The 26,362-nt window shown below is 58.6% G+C and carries 21 protein-coding genes; 8 read left to right on the top strand and 13 right to left on the bottom strand.

The features are described from left to right. The first annotated feature begins 4 nt into the window (after positions 1-4). On the top strand, positions 5-1,210 hold the full coding sequence (locus ABD827_RS14080) for an efflux RND transporter periplasmic adaptor subunit (RefSeq protein WP_344965323.1): 1,206 nt from the start codon (positions 5-7) through the stop codon (positions 1,208-1,210). 456 nt (positions 1,211-1,666) lie between these two features. Here ABD827_RS14080 and ABD827_RS14075 read toward each other — a convergent pair whose 3' ends face one another. Beyond that, positions 1,667-3,244: a BCCT family transporter gene (locus tag ABD827_RS14075; protein ID WP_344965322.1), complete on the bottom strand. Its 1,578-nt coding sequence runs from the start codon at positions 3,242-3,244 to the stop codon at positions 1,667-1,669. Positions 3,245-3,421: 177 nt separating this feature from the next. Between ABD827_RS14075 and ABD827_RS14070 the strand changes: the two genes are divergently transcribed. Next, positions 3,422-4,156, top strand: a complete 735-nt coding sequence (locus ABD827_RS14070) for an endonuclease/exonuclease/phosphatase family protein (protein WP_298716948.1) — start codon at positions 3,422-3,424, stop codon at positions 4,154-4,156. Between the two features lie 276 nt (positions 4,157-4,432). Continuing rightward, a complete protein-coding gene (locus ABD827_RS14065; protein ID WP_344965320.1) occupies positions 4,433-6,763 on the top strand; it encodes a putative bifunctional diguanylate cyclase/phosphodiesterase in 2,331 nt (776 codons plus the stop codon). Between the two features lie 39 nt (positions 6,764-6,802). Here the strand turns inward: ABD827_RS14065 and ABD827_RS14060 are convergent, their stop codons facing one another. The 3 genes from ABD827_RS14060 to ABD827_RS14050 all read right to left on the bottom strand — a co-directional run bounded on the left by ABD827_RS14060 (position 6,803) and on the right by ABD827_RS14050 (position 10,594). Further along, positions 6,803-8,038 carry a glycosyltransferase gene (locus ABD827_RS14060; protein WP_344965319.1) on the bottom strand — a complete coding sequence of 412 codons (1,236 nt, stop codon included), beginning with the start codon at positions 8,036-8,038 and terminating at the stop codon, positions 6,803-6,805. Between the two features lie 368 nt (positions 8,039-8,406). Further along, entirely contained in the window at positions 8,407-9,900 is a 1,494-nt protein-coding gene (locus tag ABD827_RS14055; protein ID WP_344965317.1) for a mannose-1-phosphate guanylyltransferase/mannose-6-phosphate isomerase, read from the bottom strand. Further along, positions 9,851-10,594: a pseudouridine synthase gene (locus ABD827_RS14050; RefSeq protein WP_344965316.1), complete on the bottom strand. Its 744-nt coding sequence runs from the start codon at positions 10,592-10,594 to the stop codon at positions 9,851-9,853. The genes ABD827_RS14055 and ABD827_RS14050 overlap by 50 nt, the downstream gene beginning before the upstream one ends. 436 nt (positions 10,595-11,030) lie before the next feature. On the opposite strand from ABD827_RS14050, the gene ABD827_RS14045 reads away from it, so the two are divergent. Next, positions 11,031-11,336, top strand: coding sequence for a hypothetical protein (locus ABD827_RS14045; RefSeq protein WP_344965315.1), 306 nt, complete (start codon positions 11,031-11,033; stop codon positions 11,334-11,336). A 122-nt stretch (positions 11,337-11,458) separates the two neighbouring features. Next, positions 11,459-12,409, top strand: coding sequence for a porin (locus ABD827_RS14040; protein ID WP_344965314.1), 951 nt, complete (start codon positions 11,459-11,461; stop codon positions 12,407-12,409). A 75-nt stretch (positions 12,410-12,484) separates the two neighbouring features. On the opposite strand, the gene ABD827_RS14035 is transcribed toward ABD827_RS14040, so the two are convergent. The 6 genes from ABD827_RS14035 to zigA form a co-directional block, all read right to left on the bottom strand. Next, positions 12,485-12,907 (bottom strand): GNAT family N-acetyltransferase, encoded by a 423-nt coding sequence (locus tag ABD827_RS14035; protein WP_344965313.1) that lies wholly within the window; start codon positions 12,905-12,907, stop codon positions 12,485-12,487. Positions 12,908-12,973: 66 nt separating this feature from the next. Further along, positions 12,974-14,059, bottom strand: a complete 1,086-nt coding sequence (locus ABD827_RS14030; protein WP_344965312.1) for an ADP-ribosylglycohydrolase family protein — start codon at positions 14,057-14,059, stop codon at positions 12,974-12,976. Positions 14,060-14,351: 292 nt separating this feature from the next. Beyond that, complete coding sequence (locus ABD827_RS14025) at positions 14,352-15,410, bottom strand: ParA family protein (protein ID WP_344965311.1); 1,059 nt, start codon at positions 15,408-15,410, stop codon at positions 14,352-14,354. A gap of 359 nt (positions 15,411-15,769) precedes the next feature. Then, positions 15,770-18,118, bottom strand: a complete 2,349-nt coding sequence (locus tag ABD827_RS14020; protein WP_344965310.1) for a Tex family protein — start codon at positions 18,116-18,118, stop codon at positions 15,770-15,772. Positions 18,119-18,401: 283 nt separating this feature from the next. Then, positions 18,402-18,881, bottom strand: a complete 480-nt coding sequence (gene greB, locus ABD827_RS14015) for a transcription elongation factor GreB (protein WP_344965309.1) — start codon at positions 18,879-18,881, stop codon at positions 18,402-18,404. Positions 18,882-19,004: 123 nt separating this feature from the next. Beyond that, entirely contained in the window at positions 19,005-20,213 is a 1,209-nt protein-coding gene (zigA, locus tag ABD827_RS14010; protein ID WP_344965308.1) for a zinc metallochaperone GTPase ZigA, read from the bottom strand. A 97-nt stretch (positions 20,214-20,310) separates the two neighbouring features. On the opposite strand from zigA, the gene ABD827_RS14005 reads away from it, so the two are divergent. Beyond that, the gene (locus ABD827_RS14005; protein ID WP_344965307.1) at positions 20,311-20,937 is read left to right on the top strand and encodes a DUF1826 domain-containing protein; all 627 of its coding nucleotides are present in this window, start codon (positions 20,311-20,313) and stop codon (positions 20,935-20,937) included. Positions 20,938-21,162: 225 nt separating this feature from the next. On the opposite strand, the gene ABD827_RS14000 is transcribed toward ABD827_RS14005, so the two are convergent. Next, on the bottom strand, positions 21,163-21,591 hold the full coding sequence (locus tag ABD827_RS14000; RefSeq protein WP_344965306.1) for a hypothetical protein: 429 nt from the start codon (positions 21,589-21,591) through the stop codon (positions 21,163-21,165). Positions 21,592-21,981: 390 nt separating this feature from the next. Between ABD827_RS14000 and ABD827_RS13995 the strand changes: the two genes are divergently transcribed. Continuing rightward, the gene (locus tag ABD827_RS13995; RefSeq protein ID WP_344965305.1) at positions 21,982-22,773 is read left to right on the top strand and encodes a hypothetical protein; all 792 of its coding nucleotides are present in this window, start codon (positions 21,982-21,984) and stop codon (positions 22,771-22,773) included. A 52-nt stretch (positions 22,774-22,825) separates the two neighbouring features. On the opposite strand, the gene ABD827_RS13990 is transcribed toward ABD827_RS13995, so the two are convergent. Then, on the bottom strand, positions 22,826-23,071 hold the full coding sequence (locus ABD827_RS13990) for a Rho-binding antiterminator (protein ID WP_344965304.1): 246 nt from the start codon (positions 23,069-23,071) through the stop codon (positions 22,826-22,828). Between the two features lie 460 nt (positions 23,072-23,531). Between ABD827_RS13990 and ABD827_RS13985 the strand changes: the two genes are divergently transcribed. Next, on the top strand, positions 23,532-24,458 hold the full coding sequence (locus ABD827_RS13985; RefSeq protein ID WP_298716892.1) for a LysR substrate-binding domain-containing protein: 927 nt from the start codon (positions 23,532-23,534) through the stop codon (positions 24,456-24,458). 65 nt (positions 24,459-24,523) lie between these two features. Here the strand turns inward: ABD827_RS13985 and ABD827_RS13980 are convergent, their stop codons facing one another. Then, on the bottom strand, positions 24,524-26,245 hold the full coding sequence (locus ABD827_RS13980; RefSeq protein ID WP_298716889.1) for a BCCT family transporter: 1,722 nt from the start codon (positions 26,243-26,245) through the stop codon (positions 24,524-24,526). Between the last annotated feature and the right edge of the window lie 117 nt (positions 26,246-26,362).

Below are 26,362 nucleotides of genomic sequence, written 5' to 3'. Positions count from 1 at the left end.
CGAGATGGCATCGAGACAGTCACGCAAGGGAATCTTGCTCGTCGTTACGCTGTTACTGGCGGGCTTGTTCGGCTATGCCTTCTGGCCCCGGCCTATTCCGGTAGACACAGGCCTGGTGCGGCGGGGCAGCATGATGGTGACCATCGATGAAGAGGCGCGCACCCGGGTGCGTGAGCGCTATATGGTGAGCGCACCGGTGGCCGGGCGCTTGTTGCGGGTGACGCTGGAGGCGGGCGATGCGGTGGCGGCGGGCGAAACCGAGCTGGCCCGACTGGTGCCGGCACCGGTGTCGCTGCTGGATGCCCGCGCCCGGGAAGGGGCGTTGGCGGCGGTAAAGGCGGCGGAGGCGGCGGTGAATGCGGCCCGGGCCGACGTAGGCCGGGCCGAGGCCGCCAGTCAACTGGCCGATGCCGAGTGGCTGCGTAATCAGCAATTGTATCGACGGGGACATGTATCCGCCTCGGTGCGGGATCAGGCTCGGCAGGCGGCCCAAGCGGCCACCGCCACGCTGAAGGCGGCCAACGCCGCCGTGGTGCAGCGCCAGGCCGAGCTGGCCGCCGCCCGGGCGCAGTTGGGGCAGGGAAACCCCGGTAAGATGGCGGCAGGTGTTCCGCTGCTGGCGCCGGTGTCGGGACGGGTGTTGCAGCGGCTGGTGCAGAGCGAAACCGTGGTGGCCGCCGGCACGGCGATCATGGAGATTGGCGATCCCGAACGGGATCTGGAGGTGCTGGTCGAACTGCCTTCTGCCGAGGCGGTGCGGGTGGCGCCCGGCAACCGGGTGTTGATCGACCATTGGGGCGGGCCACAGCCGCTGGCCGGGGTGGTGGCGCGGGTTGAGCCACGCGGTTTCACCAAGTTCTCCGCCCTGGGGGTAGAAGAGCAGCGGGTCAATGTGTTGATCCGCTTCGATGGTGAGCCCGAAGCCCGCCGCGGCCTGGGCCACGGCTATCGGGTGGAAGTGCGGATTATTGTGTGGCAAGACGACAGGGCGCTGATGGCGCCGTCCAGCGCCCTGTTTCGGGAAGGGGAACAATGGGCGGTTCTGGTCGTGCAAGGCAACCGAGCCCGGCTAACTCGGGTGGAGGTGGGGTATGACAACGGCCGGCAGGCGCAGATAGTGGCGGGATTGAGCGAAGGCCAGCAACTGGTGCTGTATCCCGGCCCCGAGCTGGCCGACGGCGCGCGGATAGCACCGAACCCCGTCGACTGATACCAATTAGAACGGAGCTCAGAGGCAACACAGCCGCCTCCCACGACACGCCACTGATAAATGACACTCACCGTTTCAGCCTGCTGCGAACATTCACTGGATGTTCGGTCAGGTTGCAACCGTTCGTCACGGCGAGACAAGCTCGCCCCCTGAGGGCTCGGGAAATGCCGTCTGACCGCCAGGGATGGCGGGAATGCCGGAACGGCAGGAGCATTTTCCGTCCATGGCATTTCACGGTCGTGGCAGTCGATCTCTGTTGCCTCTTCTCGAACACCGAGTTGTCTGTAGACGGCGCAAACAGGCAACTCCCTGGCATCAGGGAGGATAAAGGGATCTGCTCCGCCGACCCTCCGCGCCAGGGATGGCGCGGCGGAGCCCCCAAGGATGGGTTTACGGCGTGTCGGCGGAGCTGGCCCTTTGTCCGACCTTTGCAGAACAGCCAGATAGGTCAGTTATTTAATCTGTTTGGTATGAAGACGCCGGCTTGGTCAGCTCTTCGCTACGCAGTTGGTGGGTAACGATACCCTGCTCGTAGGCCATGGCGTGAGCCATCTTGGGCCCGGTCCATAGCACCGGCAATAGCAGCAGCGACACCGGAGCCGCCGTGATCACGATGAAAGACTGCAGCGCATTGATGCCGCCTTCACCCATTCGCAGCAGCACGGCCGCCACCACACCCATGGTCAGGGCCCAGAAAATGCGATCCCGGGTGCGCGGCGTGTGGTCGCCACTGATGGCCATGGCGATGGAATAGGCCATGGAATCACCGGTAGTGGCCACGAAGATCACCGTCAGTACCAGGAAGGCCGGCACCATCAGCGCCGCCAGGGGCAGTTGCTGGGTGACCGCCAGCAGCGCGGCCGGCAAACCACCGTCCTGCAGCGGGCCGGAAACCACGCCGGACAGGGCCTGCTCATAGAAGATGCCGGCACCGCCGATACTGGCAAACCAGAAGTTGGTGACCAGCGGGGCCATGATGGCGACGGCCATCACCAGCTCGCGCAGGGTGCGGCCGCGGGAGATACGGGCGATAAACAGTGCCATCATGGGGCCGTAACCGATAAACCAGCCCCAGAAGAACACGGTCCACCAACCCAGCCAGGCATCATCCTGCCGGTTCAGCGCCATCGGCATGAAGTCCTGCAGATACACCCCCATGCCGTTGAGGAAGGCGTCGACGACGAAGTTGCCTGGGCCGGCCAGCAGTATGACGGCCAGTAATATCACCGCCAGCACCACGTTGGCGCTGGACAGCCACTGAATGCCTTTTTCAATGCCGGTAGAGGCGGACAGGGTATAAATCGCGACCAGGCCGCCCAGTATGGCTAACTGCAAGGTGTAATTATTTTCCCAGCCCAACAGCGCTTCGAAGCTGAAGCCCAGCTGGGTAGCCAGGAAGCCGATGGGACCTATGGTGCCTGCGGCCACCGCGATAATGGAGACCACGTCGGCCAGGGTGCCCAGCCAGTGGGTTTCGATGCGTTCGCCCATCAGCGGGTAAAGCAGGGTACGCGGCCGCATGGCCAGCCCCTTGTGATAATGGGCATACACCACCACTACCGCCGACAAAGTGCCGAGCGCGGCCCATGCCAGAAAGCCCCAGTGCATGAAGCTCTGGGCCAGCGCCGCCGATACCGCCGATACGCCGGACTCGCTATCCGCGAAGATCGGCGGCGTGGTCACATAGTGATACATGGGTTCGGCTGCCGACCAGAAGACGCCGCCACCGGCCAGCAGGGTACACATGATCACCGCCAGCCAGCGAAAGGTCGAACTGTCGGGGCGTACATTGCCCCCCAGACGAATATCGCCGTAACGGGTGAAGCCCAGCACCAGGGCGATGACCAGGTTGGCCAGCATCCAGACCTGCCACAGAGGACCAAACAGATCGACCACCCAGGCGAAGCTGAGATTGATCCAGTGAGTCATTTGTTGCAGGTCGAAGAGGGCGAGTGCCACGAAGAGGAGCAGAAAGCCGCCGCTGAGGCTGGCGACGAGGCGTCGTTCGGAAGTTCGGGATTCAGGAGGTTTCATCAATTCACTTTGTTCAATGCATGAACGCGCCAATTGTACACAAACAGCACTAAAAAGTGAAGTTGGGCCAAAAATAGGCCAAAAGTGGTGTATTTCCGGCATAAAGCAGAAGGAAGAAGGGCAGCCGCTTCTGCTAAGATGGAATGACATTTTTCCGTCACGGCAGGATGTTCGATTATGCTTCGCCCCCGCGTCACGCCGCATCAACTGGTTCATCAGCATCAGCCGCTGGATGACAAGCTGCTGGGTATCATGTGCTGGAACGCCCAGAAACTGACCCTGAGCCCCGAATTTCAGTTGTGCCTGACCCAGTTGCTGGCGCGGTTTCCGACCCGGTTGCTGCTGTTGCAGGAGGCCAAGCTGGCGCTGAGTCATCGGCTGCAGCTGGATGGCTGGTCTTATGCGGTGTCGCCCAACATTCAGACTCCGCTGCATCTGTTTGGCGTGCTGACCGCCGGTCAGTGCGCCTTCGACGACATCACCACCCTGCTCAGTCACCGCCGTGAGCTGCGCTTTGCCACCCACAAAAGCCAGATCCTCACTCATCATCCCCTGAGTGGCGGCGACAGCCTGCTGGTGGCCAACATTCACGCCATCAACTTCGTGCGCCACGGGCATTTTCATCACGAAATTGCGATGCTCAGGCAGGCTTTGCTGCAGCACCAGGGGCCGCTGATTGTGGCCGGCGACTTCAATGTGTGGAGCCGTTCACGGCGCCTTTATCTGGCCCAGTTTTGCCGGGCCATGGGGTTGAAGCAGGCCATCATGGAAGACGCGCAGCACATCAAGAGTTACCTGCGCCAGCCGCTGGACTTTATTTTCTACCGGGATCTGACCCTGCACTCTGCCACCGCCATCAACACCCCTACGGTGTCGGATCACAACCCCATTTACGCCCGGTTTTCACGCTGACAGGCGTTCGGCCCCGGCACTGATCCGCCAGAATGCCGGTTTTTAGGGGCGAAAGCGGATCTGCGGCAGGCATTACGCGGTGAGTCGGGTCCGGTATTCCCCGGAAGAAAGGGTGATCGCCACCAGATGCTCAAATAAGGATTCAAACGAAATTTTATTTGATTGATCCAGGTCAATGACGGTTTGCTGAAAATGTGCTGTTATGCGCGATCGTGACCTCGTATTAGTACTATCTTCTGCACTCGATATCATCCAGGACCCAGGGGGCCCTTTTTCTTGATTACCCATCTTGTTGAAAATGCCGCCTTGCTGCTGTCGTTGTGCTGGCTGCAGATGCTCAATACCCGCTGCTGGGGCCGGCATGACAATGCCGAAAAATGGGCTTCCGGTCTGTTGTTCGGTGTTATCTGTGTCATGGGCATGATGATAGCGGTCGAGCCGGTGAGTGGATGGGTGTTCGATGGGCGCAGCGTGGTATTGAGCATGGCCGCACTGTTTGGCGGCCCGCTGGTTGCCGGTGTGGCGGGGCTGATCGCCGGTGGCTATCGGCTCTGGCTGGGCGGCGCGGGCATGGGGGGCGGGGTGGCGGTTATTGTCATGTCGGTGTTGCTGGGATTGGCGTGCCGTGCCGTGCTTGCGCGAGGCAAGCGTGAAAAAAGCGTCTGGGCGTTCTTGACCCTCGGATTGCTCGTTCATGCTCTGGTGCTGTTACTGTTTTATCTGATATCCGGCCCTCACATGGTATGGCAAGCCGGGGTGCTGATGCTGCTGGTGATGCCGGTTGCCAGCGTTTTGCTGGGGTTGATGCTCAGAGACATCGAGCTGCGGGTCCGCAACGAGCAGGAACTGCGCATTGCCGCCACCGCCCTGGAAACCCAGCAGGGGCTGTTGATCACCGATGCGAACAGCCGGATTCTGCGCGCCAATCGGGCCTTCAGTGCCATCACCGGCTACCGCCAGGACGAGGTGATCGGCAAAAAAACCAGCTTGCTCAGTTCCGGACGACACGATGCGGCCTTTTATCAGGCGATGTGGCAGCAACTGACGGAGGAGGATCGCTGGCAGGGCGAAATCTGGAACCGGCGCAAGAACGGTGAGATATACCCCGAATGGCTGTCGATCAGCGCGGTACGCACTCCCCAGGGGCAACTCACCCATTATGTGGCCGCGATAGACGACATTACCGAGCGCAAAGCCGCCGAGGCACGTATTCGGCACCTCGCCTTCTTCGATGCACTGACCGGCCTGCCTAATCGCAGCCTGCTGCTCGACCGTATGCAACACGCCATGGAAACGGGTGTCCGCAGCGGCCAACATGTCGCCCTGTTGTTTCTCAATATCGACAGCTTCAAAAGTATCAACGACTTGCATAACCATCACACGGGCGATCAGTTGCTGTGCCTGGTGGCCCAACGCCTGAGCGGGGCGGCACGCGCCAGTGATACGGTGTCGCGGCTCGGCGCCGACGAATTTGTGGTGATGATTGAAAGCCTGGGGAGCAACCGACATCAGGCCGCAACCCAGGCGGAGCAATGCGCCAATGCGCTGCTGGCCATTCTGGATAAGCCCTACCGGCTAAATGATGCGCTGACCCTGCACTGTCATGTCAGCATGGGGGTGACCTTGTTCAATGACACCGCCAATATAGCCAGTGATTTGATACAGCGTGCCGCCCTGGCCATGCACCAGGCCAAGGCGGCGGGCAAGCATGGCATTCGCTTTTTCGACCCCGCCATGCAGGAGGCGGTCAGTACGCGCCTGTTAATGGAAGAAGACATTCGCCGTGGGCTGCAGGCCGAAGAGTTTATTCCCTATCTGCAGCCGCAGCTGGATGAAGCCGGACGCATCATGGGTGCCGAAGCCCTGGCCCGCTGGCAGCATCCTCAACGTGGTCTGCTCGGCCCGGGCGTTTTTATCGAAGTGGCCGAACAGGCCGGTATGGTCGAGCAGGTTGATATGCAGATGCTGCATCAGGCCTGCCATCGGCTGGCATTGTGGCGGCAAGATTCGGTCACCGCCTCGCTCAGCCTGGCGGTGAACCTCAGCGCCCGGCTGCTGTATCAACCCGATTTCGTCGAAAAGCTGCTTCGGCTGCTGGCCCAGAGCGGTGCCGATCCGCACCGGCTCAAACTGGAACTGACCGAAACCATGCTGCTCGACGACATGCCGGAAGCCATCGCCCGCATGCACAAGCTGCGGGACCATGGCATTCGTTTTTCCATCGACGACTTTGGTACCGGCTACTCGTCACTTGCCTATCTGCAGAAGCTGCCGCTGGATCAGTTGAAAATCGATCAGGCCTTCGTACGCGATATGACCGCAGACGGCCACAGCCAGGCGATTATTCGGGCCATTTGCGCCCTGGCCGACAGCCTGCAGCTGGAGGTGATTGCCGAGGGCGTGGAAACCGAGGAGCAGCGCCATCGACTGCGGGACATGGGGTGCCGACACTTTCAGGGCTATCTGTTTGGCCGGCCCATGCCGGTGGACGAGTTTGAACGGCGGCTGGCCACACAGGCGGAACAGCCGGTGAAGTGGTCGTCATGTTCAAATCAACCCGAGCGAAACATGGCCGACGACATGGTGCCCATGCGAGCCAGACGGTAAAGCATGCCGCTGCATGGCGGCAGTTTGTTGATAATCGGCTCAGCTTGAGCCCGGGTTGGCGTTCTTGGCGGCAATCCACTGCGACATGTACTTGGTGCTCATCATGCTGTGATGACGGAGCATGCTGCCGGTGAAGTTGTGCAAGCGGTGCGCTTCCAGACCGACCACCGTGGCGTCGATGCGCTCGATCAGTCGCGAGCCCAGTATTGCTCCGTTATAACGGCGGCGCAGTAGCTCGGTGCCCTGTTGTTGCGCCTGCTGCCAGGCGGTTTCGTCGTGATATAAGGCCACCGCCGCCGCCGCGAACGCCTCGGCATCATCGGCGATCATGCCCGGCCAGGGCAAAGCTCCGTGCATGCCTTCACTGCCGATCGGGGTGGTGATGCTCGGCGTCTGCATCACCATGGCATCCAGCAGCTTGCCCTTGATACCGGCGCCGAAGCGCAGCGGTGCCAGGCAGATGCGCGCCTGCTCCATCACTTCAAAGGCATCATCCGCCCAGCCCTTGATCAGAAACCCGGTTTTGGGATTGTGCAGCGCCGTGGCCTTGGGCGGCGGATAAGAGCCGTAGATGTGCAGCTCGGCCTCGGGCACTTGCTTGCGAATAAGCGGCCAGATCTGCTGCAGGTAGAGCACCGCATCCCAGTTGGGGGCGTGGCGAAAGTTGCCTATGGTCATGAAGTGCCGGCGGTTGGCATAATCGGCGGTGTGTGCCGGCAGCCGCGCCAGATCGACCATGAAGGGCAGATGATGCAACAGGCGCTCGTCCACCTTGAAGTGCTCCTGCAGCAGCGCCATTTCAAAATCCGAGATGATCAGCGACAGGTCGCTGCGCAGTATGGCGGCGATTTCCCGCCGGGCGATGTCGTTGAACAGATCGGCGGTGGTCATCTCGCGATTGGCTTTGTGCGCCTGATGGCGCGCCTGGCGCAGGCATTGCAGATCTTCGGTATCCAGTATTCTGATTGCCTGAGGGCAGTTTTTCTCTACCCGCCAGCCGAACTGCTCTTCCATCATGAAACGATCGAACATGACGATATTCGGGTCATAATCGGTGACATAGGCATCAAAACTGTCGCAATTAAGCGCAATACTTTGGCTGGAAATACCCTCGGCGGCAAGATCGACCATGTGCTCGGTGCGCTGGGCCGGCGTAGCAAACTCCACCTGCCAGCCCTGCTGCTTGTAGAGCCGAAGAATAGACAGCATGTGGCTGCCGGCGGCGGAGGAATTGGGCTCGGGCCAGACATAGCCAATCACCAGTACTTTTTTCATGTCATTTTTCCTGTGGTCACCCGATGAAGGTGTTCGGATTTATCCATAGTATTAAACATTCGATCTTTTTGACGGACATGCCTATCTCGGACAAAGGGCCCGCTCCGCCGACTTGCCGTAAACCCATCCATGGGGGCTCCGCCGCGCCCTCCCTGGCGCGGAGGGTCGGCGGAGCAGATCCCTTTGTCCTGCTTGATGCTGCAGAGTCGCCTGTTGGCGCTGTCTGCAGGCAACTCGGTGCATCAGAAGAGGCAACAGGGATCGCCTCCCGCGACCGTTAAATGCCAGGGACGGCATTTGCCGAGCGCCACATGGATGTGCTCGAAGCGTGTCGGGGGAGGTGACCCTGCTGCCTCTGTGTACACACCTCACTCCCTGCCATAACTGTCTTCAAAGCGGACTATGTCGTCTTCTCCCAGATAGCTGCCGGACTGCACCTCTATCAGCTCCAGCGGTATTCTGCCCGGATTTTCCAGCGCATGCCGCTGGCCCAGCGGAATATACACCGACTGATTTTCGGTAAGCAGTTTTACCTGCTCGCCCTGAGTGACGCGGGCGGTGCCGCTGACGACTACCCAGTGCTCGGCCCTGTGATGATGCATCTGCAACGACAGACTGGCGCCGGGATTCACGGTAATGCGCTTCACCTGATAACGGGGGCCGCTGTCGATGGCATCGAATTTTCCCCAGGGGCGATAGCATTCCCGGTGAATGATGTGCTCCCGGCGACCTTGCGCCTCGAGTTGCTCTACCAGCCGCTTTACGTCCTGCTCCCTGTCTTTATGGGCCACCAGCACCGCATCCTTGGTTTCGACGATGACCAGATTCGCGACCCCCAGGGCGGTGACCAGGCGGCTGTCGGCATGGATCAAACAGTGGTCGACCTGCTCGGTCAGCACGTCGCCGCAAAGAGTATTGCCCCGTTCATCCTGCCCCCGTTGCTCGGCCAGCGCCGACCAGGAGCCTACATCGCTCCAACCGGCCTTCAGTGGCACCATGGCGGCGGCCGAGGTGTGCTCCATTATCCCATAGTCGACCGAAATAGCCGGGCAGGCGGCAAAGGCCTCGGCATCCAGCCGAATAAAGTCGAGATCTCGCGTGCTGCCCGCCAGTGCCGCCCGGCAGGCAGCCAGCACTTCGGGCTGAAAGCGTGCCAGCTCTTGCAGGTAGCGTTTGGCCGAAAACAGGAAGATGCCGCTGTTCCAGTCATGATCGCCGGCGGCCAGATAGGCCTCGGCCCTTTCCCTATCCGGCTTTTCCACAAACTGCGCCACGTCAAAGCCGTCGGTACCTTCAATAGATGAACCCCGGTGCAGATAGCCATAACCGGTTTCTGCCCGGGTAGGCGCAATGCCAAAGGTAACCAGCTTGCCAGCCCGGGCCAGTGGCATGGCCGCTTGCACGGCGGCCTGAAACGCCGGCACATCGCTCATGGCATGATCGGCGGGTAGCGCCAGCAACAGGGCGTCTTCTGCCTGTTCGCAAGTCTGTTCACCGACAACCCGTTCGGCAGCGAACAGCGCCGCCAGCGCAATGGCCGGTGCCGTGTTGCGGCCCACCGGCTCCAGCATGATTTGTGCCTGCAAGCCGGACAGTTGACGCACCTGTTCGGCGGCCAGAAAACGATGCTGCTCGTTGCAAATCAGCAGCGGCGGCGCCGTGTTCAGCTCGTCCAGCCGCATCAGGGTGGCCTGCAGCATGGACAGAGATTCATCCACCAGCGGCAAAAACTGCTTGGGATGTTGTTGGCGAGACAGGGGCCACAGGCGAGAGCCGTGGCCGCCGGCCATGATAACGGGAAACAGCATGGTCTTACCCTTCTGATGGCTGGGCAGCGCCCGGGTCAAGGCGGCGTATTTCATCAAAGGTCAGATGACGCCACTGGCCCGATTCCACATCCAGCTTGAGGCTGCCGATTTGCTCCCGGTGCAGGCTGACCACCCGGTTGCCGACGGCGGCAAACATGCGCTTGACCTGATGAAACCGACCTTCGGTAATGGTGAGCAGCACTTCCCTGGGGCCGACCGGCTCCAGCCCGGCCGGCAGGGTCGGCGCGCTTTCACCCTGCAACCGCAGGCCCTGTGCAAAGCGTGCGGCCACCTCATCCGCCAGCGGATCCCGCAGGCCGACCCGGTACACTTTTTTACATTGCTGCTGTGGCCGAATGATATTGAATGACCAGCGGCCGTCGTCGGTAAGCAGCACCAGCCCGGTGGTGTCGGCATCCAGCCGGCCGACGATGTGCAGGTCATCAATTCGCTCGATATTCAAGCGATGAAACAGCGAAGGATACACACCGTCCACGTTCGAGCTGAGGGTGGCCGGCGGCTTGTTCATCATCAGGTAACGCGAGGGCCGAGCGACCAGCCGCTGCCCGCCAAGGGTAATGTGGTTGTTTTCATGCACCTGGGTCGCCTCTTCGATGATGATCTCATCGTTGACCCTGATCTCGCCGGCATGAATGGCCGCTCTGGCCTGATCCCGGCTCAGCTCGGTACTTTTGCAGATGAATTTATCGAGGCGCATGGCAAACCCGGTGATGACAAAGAGCGCCATTATCGCACAGGCCGACGGCCTGGGTCAGTCGGCGCCATCCCCATTTCGTGGTGAACGGAACGGCGTATTCATTTTCCTATGCGAGAGCAGAGCGTGAAAAGCGGGTTAAAAAAGTTAAAAAATGTATCGAATGGAACCAGATGACAGCTCCTGTCCCAGCACAATTCACTTTTCTGTCTTTTGGGTCAGGATTTTTATTCTGCCGACAGCGAGCTGGTATCGTCTGGAGACTTATGAGCGGCTGAGTGTCGCAGTTTGTGGTCGAATTTACATGTTGTGCACAATATTTAAGTTTATTGTATCCATAATTTCGAGGGAGTAGGCTTTATCTCGTTCGAGGGCATCGGTGAATAACGAACGCCGGCTCGAACCCTCTGGCTGGTGCGCATTAACAAGACACCAGGCCGAGCACGTATAAATAATTAAAAAGGAAAAGATGATGATGAACAAAACCAAATGGGTTATTTCCGCAGCCGCTCTGGTACTTGCCGCTTCCGCCAACGCCGGTTTCGGTGGCAACTACTCCTACAACAACAGCTACAGCAACGACTACGCCGATGTTGAAGTGAACAAGACCGTATCCGAAGACGGCTCCGTGTCTTTCACCAAGACCGTGACCAAGGCCAACGGCGAAACCTACAGCTACACCGTAGACAAGCAGGTCAACGAAGATGGCAGCGTCACCATCAACAAGAACGTTAACGGTCAGGACTACAGCTACAAGAACAACTTTTACCGTTAATCCCGACCGACAGTGAAATGACGGTCCAGGAGGGTGCTGTTTGCAGCACCCTTTTTCATGTTTACCCGGTGTGAGTGATGATGCGCCTAATACTTCCCCTTCTCTTCTTTTCCGGCTCGGCCATGGCGTTGACCTGGAGCACCGACGATCACCGGCAGGTGCTGGAACTTCACGGCAAGCTGCAACAGGAATTCGGTGCCCTGGGTTATCAGCAGAGTAGCCAGCAGGGCTACCGGGCCGAGTCGTTCGGCGGTAACAGCCAGGCTTCGCTGGGGCTGTCCGGCGCCGGCCGGCTGAATGCGGATCTGGTCCTGATCGGTGAAATGAGCTGGGATCTGGTCAATGACTCCCGTTACGGGGATCAAATTTATTCGGACGAGGCCTGGTTGGGAGTACGCATCCGGGATGATCTGGAATTGACGGCCGGGCGCAGCGACAGCCCCTTTAACCAGTTACGGGATATGACCGACGTGTTCAACCTGTTCGGCGGCCATGGCTACATGACGGATGCGGCCCTGGATGATCAGGTTAAGGTCACCTGGGCCCGCGGTGGCCTGGATTTGCGTGCCGGCTATGCCTTTAATGACGCCAACAAACAGGATAACAACAACGGCACCGAGGCCCAGTACGGCGCCTCCGCCGGTTACCAGGCCGATAACGGTCTGGGCGTGGTGCTGGCAGTCGAGAACAAGCAGTTGGGTGCACCCAATGGTGGTATTCGCAATATGGCGGCCGGTGTCAGTTATCGCACGACCGGCGGCTTTTACGCGGCGTTGACCCGGGGACGGGCCGATTATGATGATGTGTGCTGGGTAGGCCCGGAATGCATCGACCGCTTTCGCTTCGACTATTGGGAAGGGGTGGTGTCCTACACCTACAAGCAGGTTGCGTTTGGTCTTGGCTACAATCGCCTCAGCCTGCACGAACCGGCCCGTGAGCGCTGGGAAGACAAGATGGTTTTCGCCACCGAATACTATCTGCTGCCCAAGGCCAAGTTGTATGCCGAATACCTGATGAACCGCGCCGAGAACGAAGACAACCTCTATGGAGTCGGGTTGCAGTACTATTTTTGATGGCGGGTCAGTGGCCTGATATTCATACCTCGGGCAAAGGACCCGCTCCGCCGACTCGCTCAAGCACCTCCGTCTTCAGGTTAATGACTTTTCCATGGCGAGATGCGGGATCCCCGCGTCCATGAACTCGTCACCGTAAGGTGTGAAACCCAGCTTGGCATAGAAGTCGATGGCATGGGTCTGGGCGCCCAGATACACCCGCGGATACTTCAGGCGAGCAGCCTCATCCACCAGCGCCTGCACTACGTGGCCGCCCAGCCCCTGGCCCCGATAGGCCTGCAGAATGGCGATGCGACCGATATGACCATCATCCAGCATGCGCCCGGTGCCGACATAGTTACCGTCTACCGCCACCAGCACCTGCATGGCCGACGCATCCAGGCCGTCAAACTCCAGCTCGGGGGGAACCCCCTGCTCCTGTATGAATACCGCCTCGCGAATGGCGCGGATGTGCGGCTGGTGTTCGTTGTCGTAGGCGACGATTTTCAAATCCGACATCGTAATTCCTTGTGATGAAACAGGTTAAACACTCGACGTGATAGTGCTTACAGGTACGGCGCCATGTCAACCCGATGCATGCCCTGGCTCCAGCTGTAACGCCAGTGCTCTGCTCAGCCGCAACAGTTCGTTCGCATCGGTCACCCCGTCAATAAAGCGTGTGGGAATGCCTGAAAGCCCGACTTGTGCACCGACCAGGGCGCCGGTGAGCATGGCTCTGGCCTGATTCTGGCCGCCACCGTTGATCGCGTGCAGCACGGCAGATTCGAAGTCGCCGGCAAAGCGCGCCGCCAGATAATAAACGGCGGGCAACAGGTGATAGGCGGCGCAGGGCATGCCGTACACCAGCGACACCCTGGATGCCGGCTCGATGCGAACCCCGGCATTGGCCGCCGCCTGCGCCATATAGGATGGGGTGAGCAGGGCATCGGGTGAAGCGAAGCGGCCGGCTCTGGATGGTTCGGCCCCTGCCGCCGGCGGGCGCAGCCCCGGTTGGGTAACCGCATGAAAGGGCAGTTCGCCGCGTTCAACCAGCTGCATCAGTCGGCCCGAGAGTCGAGCATCCAGCGGCTGGCCCTGCACCAGTTGCCCCAGCACGGCGGCAAAGGCCACCGTCATGGCGACCATGCTGTCGTCGTTCTGGGTCAGTACCGTGTTGGCGGCCACGGTCTCCGCCAATCGGGTGGGGTGCGTGGCGTAACGCACCGCCAGCGCCAGGGTGCGCTCTATCGCCTCCGTGGTGTCGGCATGACCGCCGCATTCGTTCCAGGGCCGCTTCTGTTCCACTCTTTTATGCCAGGCGTCGCGAATCGACTGGCTGGTGTAACCACCGGGGCCGGCGGTGGGGCTGCCGTCCAGTAGCGGTAGCAGCGCTTCGTCCATTCGGCGGCAGAAGTCGATGTGGTTGTAGCCGCTGCATTCAACCAGAGAGTTGAGGGTCAGCTTGAGAATAAAGCCGGGCTGGGAGGAGTCTCCGGCCCGCAGTCCCTGGTGATAGCGACCGGTTTTTGGGGTGGTGTAGTCGTTTATCCAATGGCTGTGGTCCCGGTGCAGGGCGTCGAGATCGTAATACCAGTGCGGGCCCACGCCCAGCGCCTCGCCGATAAAGGCCCCCATGATGGCACCGGCGGCTCTGTCTTGCAGGGGAGTCATGACCATGTCCTTGTTCCGAAGCAGGTGCATTCACTATAGCCATGAGTGAAAGACATGTCCGAGCGTTTGTTGGTCTGGTATTTGTTGCCGTTACCATCAGTACCGCAGTTGGTGCCTGAATGCGGGGGGATCTCGGGAAAAGGGTCAACTCCGCCGACTCGCCGTAAATCCTTCCCTGGAGGCTCAGCCGCGCCATCCGTGGCGCGGATGGTCGGCCGAGCAGATCCCTTTCCCCTCCTGTCCACTCCGACATTGTCTGCCTGTAGCCATCCTCTAGACGCGTATTGTGAGCTTAAAAATTGTTGATAATGTGTTGCGCCAACTTATCATACTCATCTGCCATGTCGTTCATGAGGGCAATTTGATTCTGAGCCCACTGCCCTCTACCTCTAAGAGCGTTAGTCGGGCGAAACTCTGACAGATAACGGATAGGTACATTCTGGATAATACTATCAGGAGCCATTACGTTGAGATCTTCAATTCCAGCGATAGGCTCAACATCTACAAAATTTGGTACAGCGTTATAGGCCTTAATTTTTTTTAGTTGAGGTATCATGTCATCGCGAATTGAACGGGTGATTGCCCTATGGTGCTCAGCATCAGCACCGACCTCTCTCTTAATGCCGTCTCGCCTTCTTGTGTCAAAACCATTAAAGACCCATCCACCAAATTTCGGCATACCTTTTTTTCCAATAGTCATATCTCGAGGATTGCCTTCTAAATATCTTTCTTTTCCTTGCTCCCAATCTCTAATGAATGAAGGCAACATCTCTCCGATAAGCCCCACACAGTAAGCCGAAAAAAGGTCTGGCGTGCACGGCACCAAAAAATAATCAGAACAGTAGAGCGCGGACCGCACCAATGTATTGAATGAAGGAGGAAGATCTATCAACACATAATCATATTCTATGCCATTTTTACGGCCGGCCTCTTGAGCAATTAGCGCTGGGAGTATGAAACGATATAAGCCGGAGCCGCTAATGACATCTGTACCAACGTTCAATATATCTGAGAATGTATTCAGCCAAAAATCACCAGGGGCAACATGAAGTACACCATTTTCGGGCTCCGTCTTTGGTAAGAAGGTATAAACTTCACCCATGCGATTTTGCTGAATATATGGCAGCGCAAAAGCCTTGATAGTCTCTCCGAATGGATGCTTATCTGTTGACTCTAAAAGCCCTGAAAATTCGTCATCCCCTAAACAAGCGATTGAGAGGTTACACTGTGGATCGAAATCTATTAACAGGACACTATGGTTTTTGTCTGCGAGAGATACGGCCAAATTCCAAATTATTGAGGTTTTTCCAACACCGCCTTTGTTGTTGAAAACAGAGATTGTTGTTGTCATTAAAACATTCCTTGTGAAGTTGGTGGTGCTTGAAAAAATTAAAATTTAATAGAAGGCATGATGCCCGATTTTTTAACATGCGTCTCGTATTCTATCCAGAAAGAACACAGGGAATAAATTTTGAGGATTAATTGATAAGAATAATCATTTGTTGTTCACTCTTTTCTTAGGCGATGTTGAAGCTAGAAAAAGGCCGAAGGGATCTGCTCCGCCGACCGTGACATGCCATGGATGGCATGTCCGAGCCCCCAGGGATGGGTTTATGGCGAGTCGGCGGAGCGGGCCCTTTGGCCGATTTTACGCCGTACTATTGCGTTAATTGGCCCAGGTATCCCCGGGCTTATCAAATCACGCCGATCTTACTTTTTCTTCTGCAAGGCGGCGGCCAGGGCCGCGCCCATGGCGCCTTGCGGGGCGGCTTGTTCCTTGCGGGCGGGGCGCTGGTTGCTCTGGCTCTTGTTGCCGTTGCCGGTAGCACCACGATTACCAGCCTGATTGCGTTCTTCCCGCCGCTGGCTGCCCTGATTGCCGTTGCCATGATCGGCGGCGTTCTGTTCCAGTCTCATGGTGAGCGCGATGCGCTTGCGCTGCAGGTCCACTTCCATCACCTTCACCTTGACGATATCGCCGGCTTTCACCACTTCGCGCGGATCCTTGATGAAACGATCGGTCAGCGCAGAAATATGCACCAGGCCGTCTTGATGCACGCCGATATCCACGAAGGCGCCGAAGTTGGTGACGTTGGTGACCACCCCTTCCAGCACCATGTCGGGGATCAGATCCGAGGGCTTTTCTACCCCTTCCATGAAGCGGGCGGCCTTGAACTCGGGGCGCGGATCCCGGCCCGGTTTTTCCAGCTCTTTCAGAATGTCCTGCACCGTGGGCAGACCGAAGTGCTCGTCGGTGTAGTCTTTCGGGTTCAGAGTGTTCAGCAGGCTGGCGTTGCCGAACAGGCTTTGTACCGGCTGTTGCAGACCCACAAGAATCCGTTTCACCACCGGATAGGCCTCCGGGTGTACCGACGAGGCATCGAGCGGGTTTTTGCCGTCGCGAATACGCAGAAAGCCGGCGCACTGTTCAAACGCCTTGGGCCCCAGCCGCGGCACCTTGAGCAGTTGCTTGCGGTCGGTAAACACCCCCAGTTCGTCACGATAGGCGACGATATTCTGCGCCAGGGTCGGTGTCAGGCCGGATACTCGGGTCAGCAGCGGGGCCGAGGCCATGTTGACGTCCACGCCCACGGCGTTCACGCAGTCTTCGACCACCGCATCCAGATTGCGGGCCAGTTGGCCCTGGGATACATCGTGCTGATACTGGCCCACTCCAATGCTCTTGGGGTCGATTTTCACCAGCTCGGCCAGTGGATCCTGCAGCCGGCGGGCGATAGATACGGCGCCGCGCAGCGATACGTCCAGATCCGGAAACTCGTTGGCGGCCAGCTCGGAAGCGGAATAGACAGAGGCGCCGGCTTCGCTCACCACCACCTTCTGCAGCTTCAGCTCCGGGCTTTGCTTGATCAGGGTTTCTACCAGCCGTTCGGTCTCGCGCGAGGCGGTGCCGTTGCCGATGCTGACCAGGCTGACATTATAACGACGGCACAACTCATCCAGGGTGCGCAGGCTCTGCTCCACCTTCTTGAAGGGTTCAAACGGATAAACGGTATCCTTGGCCAGCAGCTTGCCGGTGCCATCGACCACCACCACCTTGACCCCGGTGCGAATGCCCGGATCCAGGCCCATGGTGACGCGGGCGCCGGCGGGGGCGGCCATCAGCAGATCTTGCAGGTTGAGGGCGAACACCTTGATGGCTTCGGCCTCGGCCAGCTCGCGGGCCTGACCCAGCAGCTCGGTTTCCATCTGCAGCGACAGCTTGACCCGCCAGGTCCAGCTCACCACGCCGGCCAGCCAGCTATCGGCGGCGCGGCCCTTGTTTTGCCAGCCCACATGGCGGGCGATAATGGCCTCGCACGGGTGGCTGTCGGCCTGTGTTTCTACCACCAGATTCAGGCTCAACACGCCTTCGTTGCGGCCGCGCAGCATGGCCAGCAGCCGGTGTGACGGCACCTTGCCGATGGGCTCTTGATGTTCGAAGTAGTCCTTGAACTTGGCGCCGCTCTGCTCCTGACCGGCCACCACTCTGGCCTGTAGCTGGCCGTGCTGGCTTAGATGACGGCGCACCGCCTCCAGCAAATCTGCCTGTTCGGCAAAGCGTTCCATCAGTATGTATTTGGCGCCGTCCAGCGCGGCTTTCACATCACTGACGCCCTCGTCCGGCTTGATAAAACCGGCGGCCAGCAACTGCGGGTCCTGGTTCGGGTCGTTAAACAGCTGGTCGGCCAGCGGTTGCAGTCCGGCCTCGATGGCCATCTGGCCCTTGGTGCGGCGTTTGGGCTTGTAGGGCAGGTAGAGATCTTCCAGTCGGGTCTTGGTGTCGGCGCTCAGCAGCTCTTTCTTGAGCGCGTTGCTCAGCTTGCCCTGCTCGGAAATGGAGTTGAGGATCACCGCGCGTCTGTCTTCCAGCTCGCGCAAATAACCGAGTCGGCTGTGCAGGTTACGCAGTTGGGTGTCGTCCAGGCCGCCGGTTGCTTCCTTACGGTAGCGGGCAATAAAGGGCACTGTGGCGCCTTCGTCCAGCAGGCGCACGGCGGCGTCTACCTGCTGTTGCAATACGGCCAGCTCGGTGGCCAGGGCGTGATTAATGTTGGTCATATATTCCGGACTCCGGGCAGGAAAACAGAATGCGTCCTGCCAATAACAGAAAATAGGAGAGCGATGAAGAAACAGCAGTCAGGGCCAAACGCAGACACGCCGTTGCTGAAAGCCACCGACGCTTTCAGCCTGCTGCGAACATTCACTGGACGTTCGGTCAGGCATAAAGCGTCGGTGCAGGCAGCGAGCTGCCCCATGGGGGCTCCACTGCGCCGTCCCTGGCGCAGAGGGTCTGCTATTGGCTCCTAGCTACTGTTCGACATGCGACAGCTTTTAAAGCCGGTTAATCAAAGGGTGTGTACTGGATTTTGTTGATGTACCACTCTTTCAGGCCGGACGGCGTTTGTACCTGTATCTCGTCGTCCACCTGCTTGCCAATCAGTGCCCGGGCCACGGGCGAATTGATGGTGATGTAGTGGTTTTTGGTGTCGATTTCGTCGGTGCCGACGATGCGGTAGCGCACTATGTCACCGTCTTCGTTTTCCAGCTCCACCCAGGCGCCGAAGAATACCTTGCCGTCCTGACGCGGGTCGTAATCGACGATTTTCAGGGCCTCCAGCCGCTTCATCAAAAAGCGTACCCGGCGGTCTATTTCACGCAGCCGTTTCTTGCCGTAGATGTATTCGGCGTTCTCGCTGCGGTCGCCGAGGGCGGCGGCTTCCGACACCGACTGGGTCACGGCGGGGCGCTCTACCTTCCACAGCTGCTTGAGTTCTTCGTCCAGCTTGTGCCAGCCGGCACGGGTGATCAGGTTGGTTTTCATACGGATATGTTCAATGGCCTGACAAGTGTCGGCTATTGTGTCTCAGCACCGCAGAAGAAGAAAGCCCCCGAGGATGTCGGGGGCAAAGGCCTGCAGCAGGATAAAGCTTACACTGGTGCGTCTTTATGCCCAGGCGGGGAAGGGGTCGGGCAGTTGCTGCCAGCCGGCCCGACCCAGGTTCATCTCCCGCTCGGTGAGCAGGCAGGCGTCCAGCTGGCGGCGCAATGCGACTTCGTTCAGTCCCTGGCCGATAAACACCAGTTCCTGACGCATGTCGCCATGGGGCTCCTGCCAGCTGGCCAGAATGTGGGCGCGACTCTCTTCGTCGTCCGGCCAGTCTTCGCCGGGAACGGCTTTCCAGAACAGACCGGCCCCGCCGTGATAGGCGATGCCACCGGCCTGATTCCACTGGCCGGCAAAGTCCGGTCGGCTGGCCAGCCAGAAAAAGCCCTTGGAGCGCAGCAGCTTGCCAGCTTGCTCGGGCTGTTGCAGCCAGTCGTAAAAACGTTGGGGATGAAAGGGCGTGCGGGCACGATAGACAACACTGCCGATGCCGTATTCTTCGCTTTCGGGTACTTGTTCACCGCGCAGCGTGTGCATCCAGCCGGGCGCGCGGGCGGCGCGTTCAAAGCAGAAGCGGCCGGTGCCCAGCACCCGCTCTATGTCTACCCGACCCTGATGGATGGGAATGATCTCGGCCCCCGGATTCAGCCGTGCCAGAATGGCGCTCAGCTCGGCCAGTTGCTCGGTGCTAACCAGATCGGTCTTGCCGATCAGCAGCACATCGCAGAACTCCACCTGTTCTATCAGCAGGTCGGTCACGCTGCGACCATCGTCTTCCCCCAGGCTCTCGCCGGTGTCCTGCAGATCCCGGGCGGCATTGAAGTCGGCCAGAAAATTCACCGCATCTACCACCGTTACCATGGTATCCAGCCGTGCGACCTCGCCCAGGCTGGTGCCGTCTTCATCGGCAAAGGTGAAAGTTTCGGCCACCGGCAGCGGCTCCGAGATACCGGTGGACTCAATCAACAGGTAATCGAAACGGCCGGCGTCGGCCAGGCGGCGCACCTCCAGCAGCAGATCTTCGCGCAGGGTGCAGCAGATGCAGCCATTGCTCATTTCCACCAGCTTCTCTTCGCCCCGGCGCAGGGCCACCTGCTGGCCAACGGTAGCGGCGTCGATATTCACCTCGCTCATGTCGTTGACGATCACGGCGACGCGCAGCCCCTGGCGGTTGTTGAGTATGTGATTGAGTACCGTGGTTTTTCCGGCACCGAGAAAGCCGGACAGCACGGTGACCGGCAGGCGGGGCAAGGGGGTATGGCTCGACATGAAAGGGATTCCGCTGTATTGATTTGTTTATTTGTTTGTTGTTATAACATAACAATTGATTTTCTATGAAGCATAATCTCCAGGAGTCCTACTGCCCATGATCATCACAGCTCCACCGCCCGCGGCTCTTACCGACGTGAGCCGACAGGACGATACCGCCGGTGCATTCACCCATATCTATGAGCCGGACTGCCAGCTGGCCGTCTGGCGACGGCCCTTATCCGCGGCTCTGGTCGGTTACGCGGCGTCCCTGAACCGGCAAAATCACCAGATCAACGTGCGTGAGCTGTTACCCGCCGACGCGGTAACGGACACCCTGTGCGGCCGTTTGCCGAATCTGCCCGGGCGGGATGACTTGGTGGCCGATGTGCAGCAGCTGGCAGAGATGTTCGCCTGCCTGTTCGAGCTACGTCGGGTGGGGTTGCGCCTGGCCAGCCTGCAAACCGCCATGTGTCCGCGCTTTCATGTGGACAGGATACCCTGTCGGCTGGTCACCACCTATGCGGGGCCGGGTACCCACTGGCTGAATCAGGCGCAGCGCAATCGGCTGCTGGACGAGGGTGGTCGGGAGCCGGAGCAGTGGCAGCGGCTGGTGACGGGCGAGGTGGCCCTGCTGAAAGGGGATGGCTGGCAAGACAACGAAGGGCAGGGCCTCTGGCATCGTTCGCCGCCGGTACCCACCGGTTACCGGCGCTTGTTCCTGTCGCTGGACTTTGCCGAATAAGGGGGAGCCTGATGTCTGGTGGCCGGATCCGCACCGCGGATCCGGCATGATGAAAGGTCAGTCCTGCCGAGCTGCTTCCTGGCTAGCCGTGCTTGTTTTGCTCGCCGAGCTTTGTAGGCTGTATGAGATGAAAAACAATGGCCGAAGCAATCAGGTATTAACCCAGCTTGCTCCGGCCATTAATTTTATGAATGAGCCATTCAATCAGAACAATAGTCCTGCTTTTTATTCAAAGATATATTTTTTCTCTACTTCACGCTTGGCAAGAATATATTCGTTGTTGTCGATGGTGCCGGTCTCCAACTGTTCATCCAGCTTTGAAATTTCTTTTTCTTTGTCTTTTCGCAGTTTTTGTTTGGTGATTGAGTAGTTGATTTCCTTGGAGCCTTCGTAGCCACTGATGGGATCCCACAATATGGACAGAGGCCAGAAAAGCAGGTTCACGACGCCGAGACCGGGTTCACGGGCATAGAAAGAACCGCCACCGGGGAGGATGCCAAGTACGGCACCGGTAGCCGGATTTTTCTCCTGCACCAGCACATTGTTGTGCTCAAAGGTGCGATATTCCCGCTTTTCGACAGAGTTCAGGCCGGAGGCACATCCGGTGGTGAGTGAGGCGAGTACGGCTGCCATTGCCAATGATTTTATTTTCATTCGTTTTTATCCCAAAGAAAGTGATTGCATAACATTAATTAAGGCGAGCATGCACTTTCCAGAAGTAATGATGAGACAAGAATACATCACATATAAATGCTCATGCCGAATTGGCAGTGCAGGTAAATGGATCTTGTCTGATCGTTTTGCCTTCCGTGTGCGGGGATAATATTACACAAAGGATTCAATATGATCCATGCTGCCTTGTGTCAAAAAATGTCGTCTTTACTTCCCTGTTCGCCGCCTTACAATGCATCGCTTTGTGTCGAAAAAGGAAGCAAAGCGTATGCAGTCCCTTCATTGCGCCCATGCGGGCGGTTTCAGTCTGGCGGCCCGGCCGCTGTTATGTGTTGCCACCGGTGAATACAACGAAAAAGGGTGGTTTACCTGATGACCGCCCAGACCGAACGCCGGCGGGTTGCCGCCCAAACCTATCCCCTGTTCAAGCAGATCAAACATACCTTCATTCGTGAGGCCAGCCACCTCAAACGAGGACACTGGACCCTGAATCACCTGCTGGATTACACCCGGCTGCGCGGTGAATTCACCGACTATCTCTGGCTCGATCCCGACTGGCTGGATCGACTTTCGCTGCATTTAATGGACTGGCATCATCCCGAGCACCAGCCCCTGTTCGAACATTTTCGCCATCAGGCGCTGCACGAACATCAAGATGTGTATGCTCCTCGCCCGCTTTTCTGGGGAGAAACCCGCCCCGCGCGTGCCGACACCGCGCCCCGCATTCATGACTATGGGCTTTCGTACCGCTGCAACCTGGCACTGCTGGAGCACGAGGGTGACGAGGCCACCATGGTCGGCAACTGGGTGCTTCATTTTGCCGCCGATGTTCCTGCCGAGCGGCCGTCTCCGGCGCTGGAAATGACCCTGAACAGCCTGTACCTGCTACCCGAATGGCGCGGTTATGGCGTGGGCTCGGCGGTCAACCGGGTGCTGAGCGAGCTGGTGTGCAAGGTGTTGTCACCGCCGCTGAAAGAGGCCTTGCCCGATGAGCTACCGGCCCCGCCGGCAATACAGTTTGACGCCGACTATACCAGCCGCAACGGCCTGCGCATGGGGCAGCAGATTGCCCGTCGCCTGGCACCGCTGGCCCGGCAGCATGGCCTGCTGTATTACGACAGCAGCGACTTCTGTGCTCAGGGCACGGCCAGAAACCTGGTTTAACCATCAGGGTGTGTTGGTCAGCGCAACAAGTGTGCCGTATGACAACACTCCCTTAGTCGAAGTTAACGGTGGTGAAGTGCGGATTGGACTGTGCTGCGGTCATACGGGTCAGGCTTTCCAGGGGTAACAGCCGCACTTCGTCGCCTGCGCGAATTTTCAGGCATTCGGCACCGTTATCATTACGGGCGGTGTCGAGGGCGATGCCTTCCATCTGCTCGCCCGACACCAGAACCAGACTCACCGGATACTTATACAGACAGGCTATCTCTATATAGTCGTGTTGCTCGCAGTTCATCATCACTGACCTCCCTTGTATCCCATCCTGGCTCTTTGCTTGCAGATGTTTGCGTTAAATCCGCACCGCTACGACAGTACTGTTCTTTATGTTGAGTATAAAGGGTGAGTTATTGCGTAAAAAGACGAATATAACTTGTTATTCGCAACCACTCGCCCCGGCGTAACAGATAAGATGGTTTCACCTTCAGGGAACAGACAGACCGATACCCTCGGAGCCTGTCGCAAACCGGGATACCACACCGGTAAGCACCACAAACGCCACACCTCAACCGGGTGCAGAGCGGGGGCAGGGAGCCACAAGCTCCATGCAGGGCACAAAAAGCCAGCCTTCGGGGCTGGCTTTGGTGTTTTCGGCCCTCGGCGATCGAGCTCAAACTTTTATACTGCAACACTCTGTTTACCTGTGACCGAATGCTAAAGTCGCGGCCTTACAGGATGTCTAAAATCTATCGGGAATGAGTATGAAGATTAAGCCGCTGCCGCCGCTGAACAGTTTGATCGCCTTTGAGGCTGCAGCCCGTCACCTCAGCTTTACGCTGGCCGCCAATGAATTGAGCGTGACCCAGGGTGCCATCAGTCGGCAGATCCGCCAGCTTGAAGAGTACCTCGGCAAGGAGTTGTTTGTGCGGGCCAGTCGCAACATCTCTCTCACCGCCACCGGCCTGCAGTATTATCAAACCATTTACAGTGCTCTGCTCGATGTGGCTCAGGCCACCGGTGAAATCAAGAAGTGGCAGGGTGAACAGCAGATCACGGTGGCGACCACCAGTGCCATGGCGGCGCTGTGGCTGCTGCCAAAGGTGGCGGTGTTTCAGCAACAGCATGACGATATCGATCTGCGTATTCTGGCGTCCGACAATGTGACCGATCTGCGCCGTCTGGATTGCGATATTGCCTTGTTCTACTGCCGGCTGCCCCCTGCCGAGATGAAGGTGACCACCCTGTTTCCGGAGGAGGTGTTCCCGGTCTGCAGCCCGTCCTATCAGGCCCGTATTCAGGATTGCGACACGCCGGAGCAACTGTTTGGCAAGACGCTGCTTTATCTGGATGAATCGCAGCGCGACTGGGTCAGCTGGCAGGAGTGGTTCGAGCAGGTTGGCCTGCCGCCGATTACTCCTCGTAACCGGGTCAATATCAACAATTATCCCATGTTGCTGCAGGCGGCGATCAATGGCCAGGGCATTGCGCTGGCCTGGGGATCGCTGGTGGATGAGTATCTGGAGAGCGGCGCCCTGGTCAGGCCTACGGATACGGTATTGCGCACACCGGCGACCTTCTGCATGCTTGAGCCGCTAAACCGTGGTGTGGTGCCGGCCAGTGTGAAACGGTTTCGCAGCTGGTTGCTGGAACAGTTGCCCGGGCAGGTTGGCGAGAAAGGACTGAGCTGAGCCAGTCGATGGATATGCAGAATAGAAAAAAGCCGGGTGAACCCGGCTTTTTTTGTCAAGAGCAGTTACTTGTCGAGTATGGGCTCGGCTTCCCAGCCGGCAGCCGGTGGCTGAACAGAGGGTGATTCCGTCACGGTTTCGGTTAACGGATTGACCGGGCCGTCCAGCTTGGCCGCTTCCGGCCGCACATGATCCGGCAGCATGGCCCAGGGCTTGGGTTCGCGGCGAATGCTGTGGAACAGGGTCAGCGTCATCACCGCAATAAAGATGGCGATGGGAAAGCCGGCAATGATGGACGCGGTCTGCATGGCCTTGAGACCACCCGCATAGAGCAGCACGCCGGCGATCAAGGCGATCATGACGCCCCACAGTATCCGGATGGAGGTCGGTGGCTCACTGGCCCCGGCCGCATCCAGGGTGCAAAGCACCAGGGTGCCGGAGTCGGCCGAGGTGATGAAATAGGTGCCCAGCAGCAGACACGCCAGCACGCTCAGCAGCTTGCCCATGCCGCCCGTATCGAGGTTCTCGAACAGGGTGAACAGTGCCTTGGTAGTGTCGGCCTTGGTGGCTTCCAGTATGGGGCCGCCGGCAAAGGGGGCTTGCGCCGGTTCACCGGCTTCAGCCAGCACCACCGCCTGCTGTTCATAGGCGATACGGGTATCCTGCTCTATTTTGAGCGCGGCGCCGCCGAACACCGACATCCACAAAAAGGTGATCAGGGTGGGCACGATCAGGGCGCCGCCGATCAGTTCGCGAATGGTGCGTCCCTTGGAAATACGGGCCACAAACATGCCGACAAAGGGTGCCCAGGTCATCCACCAGGGCCAGTAATAGGCCGTCCACCAGTTCTGCCAGCCCGAGTCATTCTGGGCGTCGCTCCAGAAGCTCATGCCAACGATGTTCTGGGCATAGCTGCCGGTACTTTCGAGCAGGGTGTTGAGAATATAGCGGGTGGGGCCCACATACAGCACGATCAACACCAGCAGCAGCGACAGCAGCATGTTCCATTCCGACAGGCGGCGAATGCCCTTGCCTACGCCCGACAGCACCGACGCCACCGCACAGGTACAGAGCACCACTATGATCAACAGCTGTACACCCAGGCTGATACCGGTGCCAAACACCAGGTTCAGGCCGGTATTGATCTGAATCACACCCATCCCCAGGGTCTGGGAAATGCCGAAGGCGGTAATGGCCACGGTCAGAATGTCTACCGCGTGGCCGATGGGGCCATAGATGCGATCACCAATCAGGGGGTAAAGAATGGATCTCAGGGTAAAGGGCAGATTCTTGCGGTAGGAGAAATAAGACAGCGCCAGCGCGACGATGATGAACACCGACCAGGGATGCAGGCCCCAGTGAAAAAAAGCCAGCTTCATGGCGGTGCCCGCGGCTTCTTTGCTGAGCCCCTCGGTAAAGGGGTTGTCGGCGTAATGCCACATCGGCTCGGCCACCGACCAGAAAATCAGCCCGATGCCCATGCCGCCCGAAAACAGCATCGAAATCCATGACAGGTAATGAAACTCGGGCTTTTCATCGTCCTTGCCCAGGCGTATATGGCCATAACGGCTGACCATCAGGTACAGCAGAAAACCGACCACCAGAGACACCAGCCCCAGGTAAAACCACTTCATGTTTTGTAATAAAACACCGGAGATGGTTTCGAAATATTGTCCGGCCTGATTGGCCAGAATTGCACAGAACAACACAAACCCAATGACCAGTACCTTGGAGGCAATGGTCACGGTGGGGTTCAATCCCTTCAGAATCCCGGATGTAGCACGCATAACTCCTCCCTCTGCGTAATACGCTCAATGGTTAACCAATTGTTAACTTGGTGTGGGAGGTTAGGGCGATGTGATATCACGCTCAACTGATTTTTTCTCATCCATCGGTGAGATTTG

Origin of the sequence: Oceanisphaera sediminis, assembly GCF_039539745.1 — a bacterium.
In the GTDB taxonomy this organism is placed as follows: domain Bacteria; phylum Pseudomonadota; class Gammaproteobacteria; order Enterobacterales; family Aeromonadaceae; genus Oceanimonas; species Oceanimonas sediminis.
Note: the sequence above shows the minus strand (reverse complement) of the source record. Positions and strands in the feature narration are given on the sequence as shown.